This is a genomic window from Massilia arenae (assembly GCF_008014745.1).
In the GTDB taxonomy this organism is placed as follows: domain Bacteria; phylum Pseudomonadota; class Gammaproteobacteria; order Burkholderiales; family Burkholderiaceae_D; genus Telluria; species Telluria arenae.
In genome coordinates this window covers 68,084-84,208 of record NZ_VPFD01000024.1, presented here as the reverse complement: position 1 = coordinate 84,208, position 16,125 = coordinate 68,084, and the positions used below count along the sequence as shown (strand labels likewise).

The 16,125-nt window shown below is 65.0% G+C and carries 13 protein-coding genes; 6 read left to right on the top strand and 7 right to left on the bottom strand.

Annotation, left to right across the window (positions count from 1 at the left end):
• Positions 1 to 130: 130 nt before the first annotated feature.
• A complete protein-coding gene (locus FVD38_RS19850) occupies positions 131 to 1,318 on the top strand; it encodes a hypothetical protein (protein ID WP_147936409.1) in 1,188 nt (395 codons plus the stop codon).
• 119 nt (positions 1,319 to 1,437) lie between these two features.
• On the opposite strand, the gene FVD38_RS19845 is transcribed toward FVD38_RS19850, so the two are convergent.
• The 3 genes from FVD38_RS19845 to FVD38_RS19835 all read right to left on the bottom strand — a co-directional run bounded on the left by FVD38_RS19845 (position 1,438) and on the right by FVD38_RS19835 (position 4,470).
• Complete coding sequence (locus tag FVD38_RS19845) at positions 1,438 to 2,436, bottom strand: fumarylacetoacetate hydrolase family protein (protein ID WP_147936408.1); 999 nt, start codon at positions 2,434 to 2,436, stop codon at positions 1,438 to 1,440.
• Between the two features lie 37 nt (positions 2,437 to 2,473).
• On the bottom strand, positions 2,474 to 3,610 hold the full coding sequence (locus FVD38_RS19840; protein WP_147936407.1) for a phospholipase A: 1,137 nt from the start codon (positions 3,608 to 3,610) through the stop codon (positions 2,474 to 2,476).
• Positions 3,611 to 3,753: 143 nt separating this feature from the next.
• Positions 3,754 to 4,470, bottom strand: a complete 717-nt coding sequence (locus tag FVD38_RS19835) for a pseudouridine synthase (RefSeq protein ID WP_147936406.1) — start codon at positions 4,468 to 4,470, stop codon at positions 3,754 to 3,756.
• 262 nt (positions 4,471 to 4,732) lie between these two features.
• Between FVD38_RS19835 and FVD38_RS19830 the strand changes: the two genes are divergently transcribed.
• The gene (locus FVD38_RS19830) at positions 4,733 to 5,149 is read left to right on the top strand and encodes a hypothetical protein (RefSeq protein ID WP_147936405.1); all 417 of its coding nucleotides are present in this window, start codon (positions 4,733 to 4,735) and stop codon (positions 5,147 to 5,149) included.
• 366 nt (positions 5,150 to 5,515) lie between these two features.
• Here the strand turns inward: FVD38_RS19830 and FVD38_RS19825 are convergent, their stop codons facing one another.
• From FVD38_RS19825 to FVD38_RS19810, 4 genes are read right to left on the bottom strand one after another with little or no spacing between them, the layout of a single operon-like run.
• Entirely contained in the window at positions 5,516 to 6,511 is a 996-nt protein-coding gene (locus FVD38_RS19825; RefSeq protein WP_147936404.1) for a S49 family peptidase, read from the bottom strand.
• Positions 6,512 to 6,537: 26 nt separating this feature from the next.
• Complete coding sequence (locus FVD38_RS19820; protein ID WP_147936403.1) at positions 6,538 to 6,915, bottom strand: Rieske (2Fe-2S) protein; 378 nt, start codon at positions 6,913 to 6,915, stop codon at positions 6,538 to 6,540.
• Positions 6,916 to 6,931: 16 nt separating this feature from the next.
• The gene (locus FVD38_RS19815; RefSeq protein WP_147936402.1) at positions 6,932 to 7,591 is read right to left on the bottom strand and encodes an HAD-IIIA family hydrolase; all 660 of its coding nucleotides are present in this window, start codon (positions 7,589 to 7,591) and stop codon (positions 6,932 to 6,934) included.
• A 60-nt stretch (positions 7,592 to 7,651) separates the two neighbouring features.
• Positions 7,652 to 8,635 carry an RluA family pseudouridine synthase gene (locus FVD38_RS19810; RefSeq protein ID WP_183407470.1) on the bottom strand — a complete coding sequence of 328 codons (984 nt, stop codon included), beginning with the start codon at positions 8,633 to 8,635 and terminating at the stop codon, positions 7,652 to 7,654.
• Positions 8,636 to 9,294: 659 nt separating this feature from the next.
• Between FVD38_RS19810 and FVD38_RS19805 the strand changes: the two genes are divergently transcribed.
• The 4 genes from FVD38_RS19805 to FVD38_RS19790 all read left to right on the top strand — a co-directional run bounded on the left by FVD38_RS19805 (position 9,295) and on the right by FVD38_RS19790 (position 15,998).
• Positions 9,295 to 12,474, top strand: a complete 3,180-nt coding sequence (locus FVD38_RS19805; protein ID WP_147936401.1) for an Rne/Rng family ribonuclease — start codon at positions 9,295 to 9,297, stop codon at positions 12,472 to 12,474.
• A 134-nt stretch (positions 12,475 to 12,608) separates the two neighbouring features.
• A complete protein-coding gene (gene moaA / locus FVD38_RS19800; protein ID WP_147936400.1) occupies positions 12,609 to 13,721 on the top strand; it encodes a GTP 3',8-cyclase MoaA in 1,113 nt (370 codons plus the stop codon).
• Positions 13,722 to 13,732: 11 nt separating this feature from the next.
• On the top strand, positions 13,733 to 15,616 hold the full coding sequence (moeA, locus tag FVD38_RS19795) for a molybdopterin molybdotransferase MoeA (protein ID WP_147936399.1): 1,884 nt from the start codon (positions 13,733 to 13,735) through the stop codon (positions 15,614 to 15,616).
• Between the two features lie 142 nt (positions 15,617 to 15,758).
• Positions 15,759 to 15,998 carry a type II toxin-antitoxin system Y4mF family antitoxin gene (locus tag FVD38_RS19790; protein WP_147936398.1) on the top strand — a complete coding sequence of 80 codons (240 nt, stop codon included), beginning with the start codon at positions 15,759 to 15,761 and terminating at the stop codon, positions 15,996 to 15,998.
• Positions 15,999 to 16,125 lie beyond the last annotated feature (127 nt).

The following is a 16,125-nucleotide window of genomic DNA, read 5'->3' as shown; positions in this document are numbered from 1 at the left end:
GATTCTAGGTAGGTTGCGATCTGCCAATCAATCGCCCTGAAACTTCTCCTAATATTTCTCGACAAATTGTTACACTTTTCTCCAGTGACATTTGGATAGATTTATTTCTTGTTCACAAATAAGGTGGACCATGGCGAAACATAATCGCAATCCGCAAATGCTCATTTTCTGCATTGTGTTATGCCTGAGCGCGCTGTACCCGGGGACGGCCCGGCCGCAGGGCGTCCCTTCCCCCGAATTACTGGAAGCCCGGGCCCGCCTGCTGGAAGCGGAAACCCGGCAGGCGCTGGCCGAAGCCGAGCGCGCCGAACTGCTGGCGCGCCTGCCGCCGGTCCAGGCCAAGGCCTTGAGCGGCAACGTCGAAGCGGGCAAGCTCGGCGCCGCCGGCCTGGCGCGCGCCTTCGACCTGGCGCTGGAACTCGCACATGAAGTCTGCGCCGGCCTGCCCCAGGATCGCCAGGTCACCCTGTACGACCCGGTCGTCAGCCAGGGCGTGGTGGCGGCGCGCACCGTCGACGGCGCCCTTGCACGCACCGCGCAGGAATTGGCCGAGCGCAATCTCGAGCTGCAACGCTACATTAACGCGCAGACCCCGGAATCGGCTGACCGCCGCCCGGCAATACCGCTGATCTGGCTCACGGCGCCCACGGTATTGCTGCGCGCCGGCGCCGACCTGGCCAGCCTGTTCAAGAGCGACGCCACGCTGGCCGGCAGCGCCTATGGCGACGGCGCGCGCGCCCTGTTCGCCAGCGCGCTCGCGCGCAGCTGCCCTACCCGCCTCGCCGGACTGAGCGGCGGCTATATGGGCGAACTCGACATCGCGCGCCACACCCGCCTGCTCGACCAGGTCAGGCTGGTGGGAGCGGAACGGTCGGTGCTGGCCCAGCACGCGGCGCGGCTGGAGGTGCTGGCCGACGCCGCCAAGGGCGAGCTCAAGAAAGAGCTGCAGGCCGTCGAGGCCGCCGCCAGGGCCCAGCTGAAGGCGGTCGACGCCTTCACCGAGGGCTTACGGGCGGGCGAGGCCAGCGACAAGAGCCCCCTGTTCACCGCCGCGCGCTACCTCGGCCAGGCCGAGCGCAGCGCCGGCGCCCTGGTGCTGGACGTCGACCTGCGGCTGGAAGGCCTGACCCAGGTGCGCGGCAACCTGTTCGGCGGCGAACGCCTGTCCCTGTCCGGCGTGGCCTTCCTGTGGTACCGGCTGCACGAGCCGGACGGCCGCCTGCTGCGCGCCGACGCGCTGCGCCGTGTCAGCCGGCCGGTGGAGGTGCGTGTAGGTGGCGAGCGCGTTTCCGACGAATTCTGGAACTCGCAACGTTGAACAATAGTTACCCATAACCAACGTCATCCCCGCGAAGGCGGGGATCCAAGTGCTGCCCGCACCACAGGGCTGCATGCAAACTTAGGCCCCCGCCTCCGCGGGGGCGACGTGCAAGTGTCTCAGGCCGAATCCGGATGTTTGAGCGTCTGCTCGATCGCCCCAAACAGCGATTTGCCGTTCTCATCGAGCATCTCGATGCGCACCGTGTCGCCGAAACGCAGGTACTGGGTGACGGCTTCGCCGCCATCGATCGTTTCCTGCCAGCGCTGGGTGGCGATGCTGGCGTAACCCGGGGTGTGGCGGCGCGTTGCGCGGTTCGCCACCACGCCGGCGCCGACGACCGTGCCCGCCGCGACCTTGCGGCTGCCGGCCAGCGCCGCCAGCAATTGCGGGAAATTGAAGGCCATGTCCTCGCCCGCCTCCAGGGTGCCGACCGGATTGCCGTTCCACACCACCCGCAGCGGCAGCGCGGCCTTGCCGCCGCGCCAGGCCTCGCCCAGCTCGTCCGGCGTCACCGCCACCGGCGCGAACGCAGTTGCCGGCTTTGCATGCAGCAGGCCCAGGCCCGCGGCCCGCTCATCCGCCACCAGGTTCTGCAAGGTCACGGCATTGGCCAGCAACAGCAGGCGAATCTGGCCGTGCGCCTGGTCCGGCGTCGCGCCCTGCGCCAGGTCGCCGCTCACGACTGCCAGTTCGGCGCCGAAATCGATGCCCCATTCCTCGCGCGCCAGCACCAGCTCTTGCCGCGGACCGAGGAAACCGTCGCTCGCCGCCCAGGCCAGCTGCGGCGCCTCGCGCCATGCCGCCGGCAGTTCGCGACCCAGGGCGCGGCGCTCCAGCTCGTGGTGATGCAGGTAGGCGGCGCCGCACACGCGCCCGCTCGCGCGCGGCAGCGGGGCCATGCAGCGGGCCGGGTCGAAGTCGAACGGACGGCGCGCCGTGCCCTCGTTCAGTTGGCGGTACAGGGCGTCGAGCTGGGGCGCGATAAAACCCCAGTCGTCGAGGGCGGCGCGCAGGCTGGGCGCGATACCGTCGGCGACGTGGGCGGTTTTGAGGTCACGCGACACCACGGCCAGCTGGCCGTCGCGGGTGCCGTCGTCGAGGGTGGCGAGTTTCATGGGCGGACTCCGGGAATCGAGCCCGCCATTCTACAGATCAATATTTAACGATGACACCGGCGCCGACGCTGCGCTGGAAATAGTTGTAGTCGATCATGCTCTGTCCATAGCCGGCGAAGGCATTGATATAACCCTTGACCGGGCCGGCCAGCGGGAAGGCCCAGCCGACCTGGACCGCGCCCTTGTCGGTGCTGAAGTTGCGCCGCACCAGGGCCGACAGCTCATGCCCGCCGTTCAGGCGATAGTTGCCAGCCACTTCGAAGCGGCCCATGTAGTCGATGATATCCGGGTTGTTGTCGTCTTCGGCCGATTCATTGACCCGCTTCCAGGCCTTGACAGTCATGCTCAGCGGACCGCGCTCCAGGCCGACCTGGGCGTAGAAGCGGTTCCAGCTGCGCGACAGGGTCGAAGACTGACCATTCGACTGGTGCACGAAGCCCAGGTTCAGGAAACGCACATTGACGCCGGCTAGCGCGTAGTCGAGCGGCGTGACGACCATGACCTCGGGCTGGTAATTGGTCTCGCGGAAGGGGCTGGACGCTTCGTGGTTGGCGGCCTGCCAGAAGCTGTTCTGGGTGTAGCCGAACCAGACGTCGACCGGCAATTCGAACAGCGTCTCGACCAGCTTCATCTTGAAGCTGAGCTGGAATTCGAGCTCGGCCTTCGACAAACCTTCGGCATCCGGGTCTGCCTCCCAAAAATCGCGGTAAGGCTCTTCGTTCGGACGGTGGGTCCGGGTCGCGATCAGATAGCTCGGGTGGTGCGGACGGAACTTGAACACGCCGCGCTTGTCACGCGAGTCGAGCTCCCAGTGGCTGCTCAGCGTGTACTGGGCCGCGGCCTGCACCACCGGGTCGACCGAGGCGGTGCGGTCCACCGCGCTGGTGCGCGGCGCATCGAAAGCGCCCTCGGCTATCGGCGCCGTGGTCGGCACCGGCGGCACGGCGGCCGGGGTGGTGGGCGTGGCCACGGCCGCAGTGGCCGGACCGGCACCCGCGGCAGCCGACGCCTGGCTGGCGACGACGCCGTCGAAGCAGGTCAGGCGCTGGCTGCCGTCGGCGATGGCGGCGCATTCGGCCAGGGTTTGCGGCGCGGTTTGGGCCAATGCTGGCAAGGCCAGCAGGAGCGGAATCAGGGCGATGGCGTGGGGAAGTCTCGGGCGATAAGCGTGCATATTTATTGTTCTATATCAAAACGTTCGTGCAGCAACTGATGTTCAGTTGCCATCGCGCGTAAGTGTCGCGGATATTTCTTATCGATGTCGCACGTATTGCACTCAGGCATGCGGCGACTTCTACGCCCTTGGGCCCGCCTTGTTCAGGCAGGCACCAGCAGGTCAAGCTGGGCCTGGTCCAGGAAGCACCATTCGCCCTCTTCAAGGCCGAGCGATTCCAGGGTCAGGCCGCCGATCTGCGAGCGGTGCAGCGCGCTGCAGTGATTGCCGGCGGCGGCCAGCATCCGTTTGACCTGGTGGTATTTGCCCTGCTCCAGGACGATCTCGAGGGTATGTTCGCCGCGCTGGACACAGGATACCGCCGTCAAAGGCGCCGGTTCGTCGTTCAGCTGCACGCCGGCCAGCATGTGGGCGACCAGCTCGGCTGTCACCGGCTCGGCGGTCGTGGCCTGGTAGACCTTGGGCACGTGGCGCTTGGGCGAGGACTGGGCGTGGATGAAGGGGCCGTCGTCCGACATCAGGAGCATGCCCGTGGTGTCGTGGTCGAGGCGGCCGACCGGCTGCACATCGCGCCAGGTGAACTGTTCTGGCAGCAAGGTCAGCACGCCCGGATGGTGGCTCGGCTTGCGCGAGCATTCGAAGTTGGCCGGCTTGTACAGCGCGATATAGGCGTGCTCGCGATACGGCCATTCTTCGTCGAACACGGTCAGGACCAGACCGTCGGTGTCGAAGGTGGCCTTGTAGCTGTCGAAGGTCTCGCCGTTGACGGCGACGTCGCCGTCCTCGATCAGCGCGCGGCAATATTTGCGGGTGCCGAATCCCTGCGATTGCAGGATACGGTCTAGGGACAATTTACTCATGGGCCGAGACTTTACCAGATGCGCGGGCGCCTGGGCAAAGCGTTGCCAGTCAAATCTGTTAGCGTTATCGGGACAATCTGTTAGCCATATCGGGCTAGTTGGTAGCGTTACCTCTGACCCATTTTGCATGCATTCGTTAATTTGAGCAGTGTCAAGCCTTTCGAAATTCGCATTGATAGACTTCAACACGTTAGGAATCCGCCTAACGGCACCTAAGGCGTCTTTGTTATGAGGAAGCCATAGCCAGAGGATAGGAATGAACGTGAACGACGATCTCGACACAGCAAATGGAAAGCTTTCCGCTCAAGAGTCCCATTGTGCGCGCCAACGGCTCGCCAAGGACCACGCGGCGCTTTTCCCAACCCGACTCGCCATGGCGCGCTGGCGCGGCGGCGGCCTCCCCCACCTCCATGGCGGCCACCCACCGCTGCGCGCCGCCTGGTATGCCCGCACCGTGCGCGACCACCAGGCGTGGCTCGACCGTGGCGGCTTCGCCCAGCACGAGCAGCTGACACCCTTGCGAAAGCCGGCGATGTGGTATCCGCCACAAGCGAACTTGTCACAAGGTGGCTTGCAGGTCCCACAACAAAATAACCAATACCCTACGCAGCAGAATTCGCAGTCCCCCTGCCGTTCGGATCGCGACGGCGATTCCCGGCAGTGCGGCACTTGTACCTGAACCGGCACGCCTCCCGGCAGGACGCCGGAGGCACCCGATGAGACCGGAAAACAGGGCCACGGAAAAACTGGAAGAGAGCGGTAGCCGTACCGATGAGGTACAAGCCGATGAAGTGCAAATTGGTGAAGTGCAAAAATGGAAACGACGGCCAAGGCCGTCGTTTCCGTTCCTGCGGCAGGCGCGCCATGCGGCAAGCCTCCCAGGGACGTACTACCATGAGGAATTGAATTCTCTCGAAAACCGCACCGCGTGCGGTCGATAGCGTGTCGCCGTCCGGGCCGACCGAAGCATTTGCCTCTTGACCCTTGCTGCTCGCGCTACCGTTCCACTATAGACGCTCGCCGTCTGTATTCAAGTACAAAATGCTCAGCGCAATTTCGGCACGGCGCCGTGATACGCCGCCTTGACCGCGCTTTCGCCGACCGCGGCGCCAAATTTCTTGAGCACCCTTTCTGGCAGGCCTTCGTGCGCCGTGTAATCGACGATGTCCTCGGCCTTGACGATGTCGCGCGCCACCGTGTCGACGGTGCCGAAGGCGTCGGCCAGGCCCATGTCGACCGCCTTGGCGCCGGTCCAGTACAGGCCGGAGAAGGTTTCCGGGGTTTCCTTCAGGCGCTTGCCGCGCCCGGCCCGCACCACCTCGATGAATTGCTGGTGGATCTCGTTGAGCATCTCCTGGGCGTGCTCGCGGTGCTTCGCGGACTGCGGGCTGAACGGATCCATGAAACCCTTGTTCTCGCCGGCCGTCATCAGGCGCCGCTCGATGCCGAGCTTGTCCATGGTGCCGGTGAAGCCGAAGCTGTCCATCAGCACGCCCACCGAGCCGACGATCGAGGCCTTGTTGACATAGATGCGGTCGGCCGCCGAGGCGATGTAGTAGCCGCCCGAAGCGCAGATCTCGTCCACCACCACGTACAGCGGTTTATCGGGGTAGCCGCGCTTGAGGCGCTGGATCTCGTCCACGATGATGCCGGCCTGCACCGGGCTGCCGCCGGGGCTGTCGATGCGCAGCACCACCGCCGCCGAGCCGGGATCGGAAAACGCCTTGTTCAGCGAAGGAATCACGGTATCGGCCGCGCCGCTGCCCTCTGCTTCGATCTCGCCGTTGATTTCGATCAGGGCCGTATGGCGGCCCAGGTTTTCGACGTCGCCGCTGCCGAAATTGAAGTCGTAATAGGCCCACAGCGCCAGCAGGGCCACGGTGAGGAAACTCAGTTTGAAGAAAATGCTCCAGCGCCGGGCGCGGCGCCGCTCCTGGACGGTGGCGAACACCAGTTTCTCGAGCGTTTCGCGCTCCCAGTTGCCAATCGTCGGATTCGATGCGAGCCGGCTGTCGCCGGGGTGGTTCGTTTGGTCACTCATAAAGTCGGATGGGTCGACGGCGAGCGCTATCCCTGCGCAGGTGCGCGGAACCGCTCGTCGGGCAGCCAGTATATCTCGCCCGCGCCTTCATGTACGGTGATCGGATGCAGGCGCCCGCCGCGGCACGGGCCGCCGGTGCACTTGCCGCTGCCGGGCTCGTAGACCGCGCCGTGGGTGGCGCACATCAGGTACTGGCCGCCGGACTCGAAGAATTCCCCTTCGCGCCAGTCGAGCTCGATCGGAACGTGGGCGCAGCGGTTCAGGTAGCCATAGACCTGGCCGCCGTGGCGGATCACGAAACCGGTGGCCGGCTGCCCCCAGGCCAGCAGCGCAAAGCGCACGCCGCGGCCGGAGTCGATCAAATCATCGGCATCGCACACGAACAGGCGCTCATCTTCCGCCATCTGCAAACTCCCTGCTTCAGGCATGCTCGAGCAGCCAGGCATGCAGCTCGGGGATCGAGCGCGCCGAGAACAGTGGATGGCAGGCTTGCAGCTGGGACACGGGGTGAGCGCCGAACTCGACGGCGATGCCGGACGCGCCGGCATTGTTCGCCATCAAAAGATCGTGGGTGGTGTCGCCGATCATCACGGTGCGGCGCAGGTCCTGGCCCAGCTCGCGGGTCAGTTCTTGCAGCATGGCCGGATGGGGTTTCGAAAATGTCTCATCCGCGCAACGTGTAGCGTCGAAGATCGACAGCAGGCCAGTGGCGTTCAGGGCCCGGTTAAGGCCTACCCGGCTCTTGCCGGTGGCCACGGCCAGGAAGTAACCCTCGTTGTTAAGATCGGCCAACATCTCCCGAACGCCCTTGAACAGCACCAGTTCGTGGTCCTTGGTGAGGAAGTGGTAGCGGTAGCGCTCGACCATGCGCGGGTACATGGCCGGCTGGATGTCGGGCATCACCGCCTGCATTGCCTCGGCCAGGCCGAGGCCGATGACGTGGGCGGCCGAGCTGTCGCTCGGAACCGGCAGGCCGAGGTCGCGCGCCGCCGCCTGGATGCACTTGACGATGGCGGCCGTGCTGTCCATCAGCGTGCCGTCCCAGTCGAACACGATCAGGTCAAATTGTTTTCTTGCCATTAGTTAGCGGCAGCCCAGGGCGCCTGTCTCCGTAGTTTTTTGGTCGTGCGCAAGCTTATATCACGCACTTGCGCCTCCCAAGCTTACCAAGAACCGCTCGCACTCTTCCGGCATCGGCGCGCGCAAGGTCATCCGCTCGCCGCTGTCCGGGTGGGTGAACGTGATCTGGTGCGCGTGCAGGAACATACGCTTGAGCGCCCCGCGTCCCTGCCCCGCCTTGTGCAACTGTTTATTGAATGCGAAGTCGCCATACTTTTCGTCGCCCAGGATCGGGAAGCCGCTTGATGCCAGGTGGACACGGATCTGGTGCGTGCGGCCGGTCTTGAGCTCAGCTTCGAGCAAGGCGAAATGCTGCCATTTTTTCAATAGATTGAAAATCGTGTGCGCCTCCTGGCCACCGGCCTGGACCACGACCCGCTTCTCGCCATCGGCCGTCGTGTATTTATGCAGCGGCAATTTGACGTGCTGGCGCTTGTTCTGCCAGTCGCCCTTCACGGCCGCGAAATAACGTTTGTCGGTCGTGCCGTCGCGCATCTGGTCGTGCAGGTTTGTCAGCGCGCTGCGCTTCTTGCCGATCAGGAGCAGGCCCGAGGTTTCGCGGTCGAGTCGGTGCACCAGTTCCAGGAACTTGGCGTCCGGCCGCGCCGCGCGCAACTGCTCGATCACGCCGTAGGACACGCCGGAGCCGCCATGCACGGCCACGCCGGCCGGCTTGTTAATGACGAGTAAATGCGCGTCTTCAAACACGATGGGGAATTCGGTTCCCGGCACGGTGTCATTATTGGCTTTTTCGGCGATGCGGATCGGCGGGATGCGCACGGTATCGCCCTCGGCCAGCCGGTACAGCTGGTCGATGCGGCCCTTGTTGACACGGACCTCACCCGAACGGAGGATGCGGTAAATATGACTCTTCGGTACGCCTTTACAGACACGCAACAGGTAGTTATCGATACGCTGTCCGGCGTCTTCTTCGCCGATTGTCACGAACTGCGCCTGCAGAGCCTGTTGTGATGAAGGGGAAACAACATCGTTTTGGGTCGCCATTCGCTCTGTCTTCCCAGAAATTCTCTGTAAGTCCTTCATTTTGAATATATAATCGACAGGCGGCGGTCAAACCTCTGCTGGTGTAAGAATTAAAACGATATTTTACACAGGGGCGCGCTCCATCGGCCCTGCTCATTGCAAATTCGATGGAAAGAAATGTGTACGCACATCCTCGCGCCGATCAGGGTTGCACCTGCAGTTGTAATCGGGTTGCGCGCAAGGATGCAGGATTGGATTGTCAGGATTCTTAAGGATAAGTACCGGCAAGCAGATCTTGCTTGCCGGGTGATGGTGTCGATAACGCTTGTCGTTTTTCGCCGGGCTCGATGCAGAACCATCCTCATGACTTGAGCAAGGCTGTCTGTTCGCCTCCAGGTCCTGGACGGTTGCTGGCATCGATCCGGCTGGCTGTTAGCACGTCCCTTTCGCTCGCCGCTGTGCCAACCCCAACGTGGTGGCAATCGGCCGGCTGAGGTTGCGGCGTGCGTAGACAATGACGTTCGGCCCCACAGCGCCCTGTTGCTGCAGCGGTTTTTCTCGCTGTATCGCACGCTACGGGCATTCCCCCTCCTGAACTCCCATCCCCGCATACATCCCTGTAGCTGCGCCGCCCGCGAGGGCGGCCATCACACGGCCCACGGGTCGCGGAGTTTATAAAAATGAAACGCATGTTGTTTAACGCTACGCAGCAAGAGGAGCTGCGCGTAGCGATCGTCGACGGTCAAAAACTGATCGACATCGATATCGAGACTGCCGGTCGCGAACAGCGCAAGTCCAATATCTACAAGGGTGTCATCACCCGCATCGAACCCTCCCTCGAAGCCTGCTTCGTCTCCTACGGCGAAGACCGCCACGGATTCCTCCCCTTCAAAGAAGTCGCCCGCACGTATTTCCGCGAGGGCGTCGACGTCCGCAACTGCTCCATCAAGGAAGCGCTGCGCGAAGGCCAGGAAATCATGGTCCAGGTCGAGAAAGAAGAGCGCGGTAACAAGGGCGCCGCCCTGACCTCGTTCATCTCGCTGGCCGGCCGCTACCTGGTCTTGATGCCGAACAATCCGCGCGGCGGCGGCGTGTCGCGCCGCGTCGAAGGCGAAGAGCGTCAGGAACTGCGCGAAACCATGGACAAGCTCGACCTGCCGCAAGGCATGTCGGTGATCGCCCGCACCGCCGGCATCGGCCGCAACGTCGAAGAGCTGCAGTGGGACTTGAACTACCTGATGCAGCTGTGGCGCGCAATCGAAGGCGCCGGCAAGTCGTCCGCCGGCGCTTTCCTGATCTACCAGGAATCGTCGCTGGTCATCCGCGCCATCCGCGATTACTTCCAGCCCGATATCGGCGAAGTCCTGATCGACACCGACGAGATCTACGAACAGGCCCAGCAGTTCATGAGCCACGTGATGCCCGACATGGCGCACCGCGTGAAGCGTTATAGCGACGACGTGCCGCTGTTCTCGCGTTTCCAGATCGAACACCAGATCGAGACCGCCTACGCGCGCACCGTGCCGCTGCCATCGGGCGGCGCGATCGTGATCGACCACACCGAAGCCCTGGTCTCCATCGACGTCAACTCGGCCCGCGCCACCCGCGGCTCGGACATCGAGACCACCGCCTTCAACACCAACTGCGAAGCGGCCGACGAAGTCGCCCGCCAGCTGCGCCTGCGCGACCTGGGCGGCCTGATCGTGATCGACTTCATCGACATGGAAGTGGCCAAGAACCAGCGCGAAGTCGAGCAGCGTCTCAAGGACGCCCTGCACCACGACCGCGCCCGCGTCCAGATGGGCAAGATTTCGCGGTTTGGCTTGATGGAGCTTTCGCGCCAGCGCCTGCGTCCTTCGCTGTCGGAAGGCTCGCACGTGACCTGCCCGCGCTGCTCGGGCACCGGCCACATCCGTGATACCGAATCGTCGGCCCTGCAAGTCCTGCGTATCATCCAGGAAGAGGCCATGAAAGAGAATTCGGCCGCGATCCACGTGCAAGTGCCGGTCGACGTCGCTGCCTTCCTGCTGAACGAAAAGCGCGGCGAAGTGCTCAAGATCGAGAACCGCCACCGCATCACCGTGATCCTGATCCCGAACAAGCATCTGGACACCCCGCACTACAAGCTCGAGCGCATCAAGCACGACGATCCGCGCCTGGAAGACGCGCACGCCAGCTATGCGATGGCCGAGACCGCCGACACCGACATGGCCTACGCCAAGCGCCAGAAAGAAGAAGCGAAGCCACGCCAGGAAGCCGTCGTCAAGACCATCACCCCGGCCCAGCCGGCCCCGGTGGTCGACCGCAGCGAAGCGGCCAAGCCGGTGAAAGCCGCAGCCGCCCCGGCCGCCGCTCCTGCTCCTGCGCCGGCCGAGAAGAGTTTCTTTGGCCGCCTGCGCGACTTCTTCTTCGGCAAACCTGAAGAACCGGCTCCGGCGCCAGCCGTGGCCGAGAAGCCGGCCGCGCCTGCGCCAGCCGAGCGCGGCGAGCGCAACAACCGCAACAAGGGTGGCCGCAACGGCGGCCGCAATGGCGAACGCGGCGCCAAGCCGGGCCGTGAGCGCGAAGAGCGCGACGCGGTTGCCACCACCGTCGCCAAGGGCGCGCCGGGCGAGGAAGTTACCAAGGGCGCACCGGGCGAAGAGACCCGCGAAGGCCGCCAGCCACGTCAGCCACGCGAGCGCAAGCCACGCGAGCCGCGTGAGCCGCGCGAGCTGGTCGAAGGCGCACCGCGTGTCGAAGCCACCGAGCGTCCTGAGCGCAAGGAGCGCCAGCCACGCCAGCCGCGCGAGCGTACCGAGCGTACCGAACGCACCACCCAGGCCATCGAAGCCAAGCTCGATGAAGTGAGCGTGAGCCAGGTCGTTTCCACCGAGGTCGTCTCGGTGAGCACGACCGGTCCCGAAGGCAGCCAGGAAATCGTGCAGCAGGTCGTGAAGTCGGTGACGACGATCGGCCCGGATGGCGAAGAACTCGATGGCGAAGGCGATGGCGACGAGCCACGCCGCCGCCGCCGCCGTGGTGGCCGCAACCGCAACCGCCGCGACCGTGACCAGGTCGAGGGCTGCGAGGCGCTGGAAGGTTCGGACGAAGCGCCGGCATTCACCCCGGTAGCCGATGAAGAAGCGGCCAAGGTTGCCGCAGCCGCCAAGGCAGCCAAGGCCAAGCCGGCACGCGCCACTGCCCAGGATGCATGGCCGTTCCCGACCTCGGCGTCGGTGGCGGCTGAGAAAGCGGAGGCCGAGAAGGCTGCCGCTCCTGCTCCTGCTCCTGCTCCTGCACCAGTTCCAGCACCTGCTGCCCCGGTCGCACCGGCGCCAGTGGCTGCCGAGCAGATCCCGTTCCCGACTGCGGCTTCGGTTGCTGCTCAGCAGAACATGTTCCCGACGGCTGCGTCGGTGGCTGCGGCAAGTGCCGCCGCCGAGCCTGCACCTGCGCCGGCCCCGGCAGTTGCACCTGCCCCGGCTCCGGTCGAGCAGGCGCCAGCACCGGCTCCGGTGGTCGACACCGCGCCGGTGGCTGCACCGGTCGCCGCATCGGCGGTCGAGACGGCTCCTGCAGCCGCACCGGCCATCACCGTCGCGCCGACGCCAGCCGCCGTGCCTGCGGTCAGCGCCCCGGCGCCTGGCGCCGCGCTGGCTGCTGCTCCGGCAGCGCCGGCAGCGCCTGTCGAAGCACCGGCCAAGCTGGACGACGTGCTGGCCCAGGCCGGCCTGCAACTGGCAGCCACCGACCCTGAAAAACTGCGCGCCGCCCAGGAAGCCGCAGTGGCAACCCCGGTTCGCCTGGGCCGCGCCCGCAAGGCCGTGGTCGCGCCGGTCGACGAGCCGCTGGTGCAGGTCGATACGACGCGCCAGTAAGCGCTAGTCGGGAAGACCCATACGCCGTTCCCGCATAGCCGGGAACGGCGTTTTTTATTGGACTGCGTTAAGCCGCAGCACTTCCATCTGGATCGGCACGGGCAGCTTCATCAGCACCGTGCTATCGTACTGAAATGGCTGAAAAAATCATTCTGATCAATGACCTGCGATCATCCGCGCTGCAGGTCCCGGCCGTGCCCGAAGCTCCGACCGGCCTCTTGAGCGACGCCCTCGGCCGGCCCCTGCACGACCTGCGCATCTCGGTCACCGACCGCTGCAACTTCCGCTGCGTGTACTGCATGCCGAAGGAAGTGTTCGACAAGGATTACCAGTACCTGCCGCACGGCGACCTGCTGTCGTTCGAGGAAATCACGCGCGTGGCGCGGCTGTTCATCGCGCATGGCGTCGAGAAGCTGCGCCTGACCGGCGGCGAGCCGCTGCTGCGCAAGAACCTCGAACGCCTGGTCGCGATGCTGCGCGCGCTGCCGACGCCCAGCGGCCGTCCGCTCGACCTCACGCTCACCACCAACGGCTCGATCCTGGCGCGCAAGGCCCAGGCCCTGAAAGACGCCGGCCTGGACCGCGTCACGGTCTCGCTCGACGCGATGGACGACACGGTGTTCCGCAGCATGAACGACGTCGACTTCGCCGTCGCCGACGTACTGAACGGCATCGACGCCGCCCACGCGGCCGGCCTTGGGCCGGTCAAGGTCAATATGGTGGTCAAGGGCGGCACCAACGACGACCAGATCCTGCCCATGGCGCGCCACTTCAAGGGCTCGCCGACCATCCTGCGCTTCATCGAATTCATGGACGTCGGCGCCTCGAACGGCTGGAATATGCGCGACGTCGTACCGTCGCACGAAGTGGTGCGGCGCATCTCGGCCGAGCTGCCGCTCGAACCGGTCGCGGCCAACTACAGCGGCGAGACCGCCTCGCGCTGGCGCTACGCGGACGGCAGCGGCGAGATCGGCGTCATCTCGAGCGTCACCCAGGCCTTCTGCGGCGACTGTTCGCGCCTGCGCCTGTCGACCGAAGGCAAGCTGTACACCTGCCTGTTCGCCACCCGCGGCCACGACCTGCGCGCGTTGCTGCGCGCCGATCGCAGCGACCTCGAACTGTCGGGCGCCATTGCCCAGCTGTGGCGCGGACGGGCCGACCGCTATTCAGAGACACGTACGGCCCAGACCGGCATCGGGCAGCGCGACGGGGCGCGCAAGGTTGAAATGTCCTATATAGGCGGATGATGGAACAAGGGATGATCAGCGGACTGGTATTGGCGGGCGGTCGCGGCTCGCGCATGGGCAATGTCGACAAGGGCTTGCAGCCCTTCCGGTCGAGCACCATGGTCGAGCACGTGCTGGCGCGCCTGCGGCCGCAGGTCGGGCCGGTGGCGATCAGCGCCAACCGCAATCTCGACACTTATCGCGGGTTCGATGTGATGGTGTTGCCGGATGAGATAGCCGACGGAGTGGAACCCTACCCGGGGCCGCTCGCCGGTCTCGAAGCCGGCCTGCGCCACTGTGCCACGCCCTACCTGCTGGCCGTCCCCTGCGACTCGCCCTTCCTGCCGGCCGACCTGGCTTCTCGCTTGTCCACCGCGCTGGAGGCAGCCGACGCCGACGTCGCCTACGCCGCAACGCAGGAAGCCGGCCAGCGCCCACAGCCGCATCCCGTGTTCTGCCTGGTGCGCGTGGACCGCCTGCCTCAGCTGTCGGCCTATCTTGCCGAGGGCGGCCGCCGCGTCGACGGCTGGCACCGCGACCTGAAGGCGGTCGAAGTGGTCTTCGACGACGCCGACGCCTTCCGCAACATCAATACGCTGGACGAGCTGCGCGGGCTGGACGACGCTTCTCCGCCCTTTCCCGCCAGCCTGGCCCAGGTAGCGAGCTGCATCAACGGCTACGATCCGGACGCCCTGCGCGTGCAGGACGCCCAGCGCATCATCCGCGACTTCGTGCAACCCGTGCGCGCGGTCGAGATGGTCGCGCTGCGCACTGCGCTCGGCCGCGTGTTGGCGCGTGACCTGGTCTCGCCGATCAACGTGCCGGCGCACGACAACTCGGCCATGGATGGCTACGCGCTGCGCGGCGGCGACCTGCCGGCCGACGGCACCGTCACCTTGAACGTGGTCGGCATCGCCTATGCCGGCAAGCCGCTCGACATCGTTATCAATCCCGGCGAATGCGTGCGCATCATGACCGGCGGAGTGATGCCGGCCGGTTGCGACAGCGTGCTGCCGCAGGAATTCGCCGAGAGCACGACCGACGACACGGTCACCCTGCGCGCCGGCGCGATTCGTGCGGGGGACAACCGCCGCCTGGCCGGCGAAGACCTGAAGGCCGGCAGCGCTGCGTTGAAGGCCGGCCGCGTCATCCGTCCGGCCGACCTGGGCCTGTGCGCCTCACTCGGCTTCGCCGAGATCCCCGTTCAGCGCCGCCTGCGCGTCGCCTTCTTCTCGACCGGCGATGAATTGCGCTCGATCGGCGAAACGCTCGATGAAGGTTGCGTCTATGACAGCAACCGCTACACGATCTACGGCATGCTGCAGCGCCTGGGTTGCGAGATCATCGACATGGGCGTGGTGCGCGACAGTCCCGAAGCACTGGAAGAAGCGCTGCGCACCGCCTGCGAGAACGCCGACGCGATCATCACCTCGGGCGGCGTGTCGGTGGGCGCGGCCGACTACACCAGGCAGGTGATGGCCCGGCTGGGCGACGTGACGTTCTGGAAGATCGGCATGCGTCCGGGCCGGCCGCTGGCCTTCGGCCGGGTATCGTCCAACGGCCGCAGCGCTTTCTTGTTCGGGCTGCCGGGCAATCCAGTGGCGGTGATGGTGTCGTTCTACTTCTTCGCGCGCGAGGCGCTGCTGCGCATGATGGGGGCCGAGGCGCCGCTGCCGCTGCTGCGTGCGCGATCAAGCGAGGCGATCCGCAAGAAGCCTGGGCGTACCGAATACCAGCGCGGCATCGTCGCGCGCGGGGCGGACGGGGAACCTGAAGTGCGCATCACCGGGTCGCAGGGCTCGGGCATCCTGCGCTCGATGTCGGAGGCGAATTGCATGGTTGTGCTGCATGATGGGCAAGGCAGTGTCGCGGCGGGAGAGATGGTGGATATTCTGCCGTTCGAGGGCCTGTTCTAAAACAATAAAAAAATCTTACCGATCGGTATTGCACGGTCGTTTTTTGCTCAAGATCATAGCAATCCTTACCGATCGGTGATTTTCGCCCAATTTTCAGGCATAATCACTTCAAATCTTACCGATCGGGTTGAAAGGAAAAGGTATGGAGACGCCGCGCAATACCGTTGATGAGATCTCCATTACATCGGTAGGTGAACTTGGCAAACTGATCCGGCAAACACGCAAGGCCCAGAAATTGACGCAAGTAGACGTGTCGGGCCTGGCGGGACTTGGGAACAGGTTCATCATCGACCTCGAACACGGCAAGGAAACGGTCCAGGCACAAAAGGTGATCGACGTCCTCAACTTGCTGGGCCTCGATCTCGTCATCAGGAAGCGCTAATCGTGACCAAGTCCGCATGGCCCCAAACGCTTCCCATATTGATGCCGGGCCACCGTGTAACGGCGCGTCGCTTCACGGGATCGCTCACCAAAAAGCTGCGCACCAACATGCTCGGCGCCTCTCATTG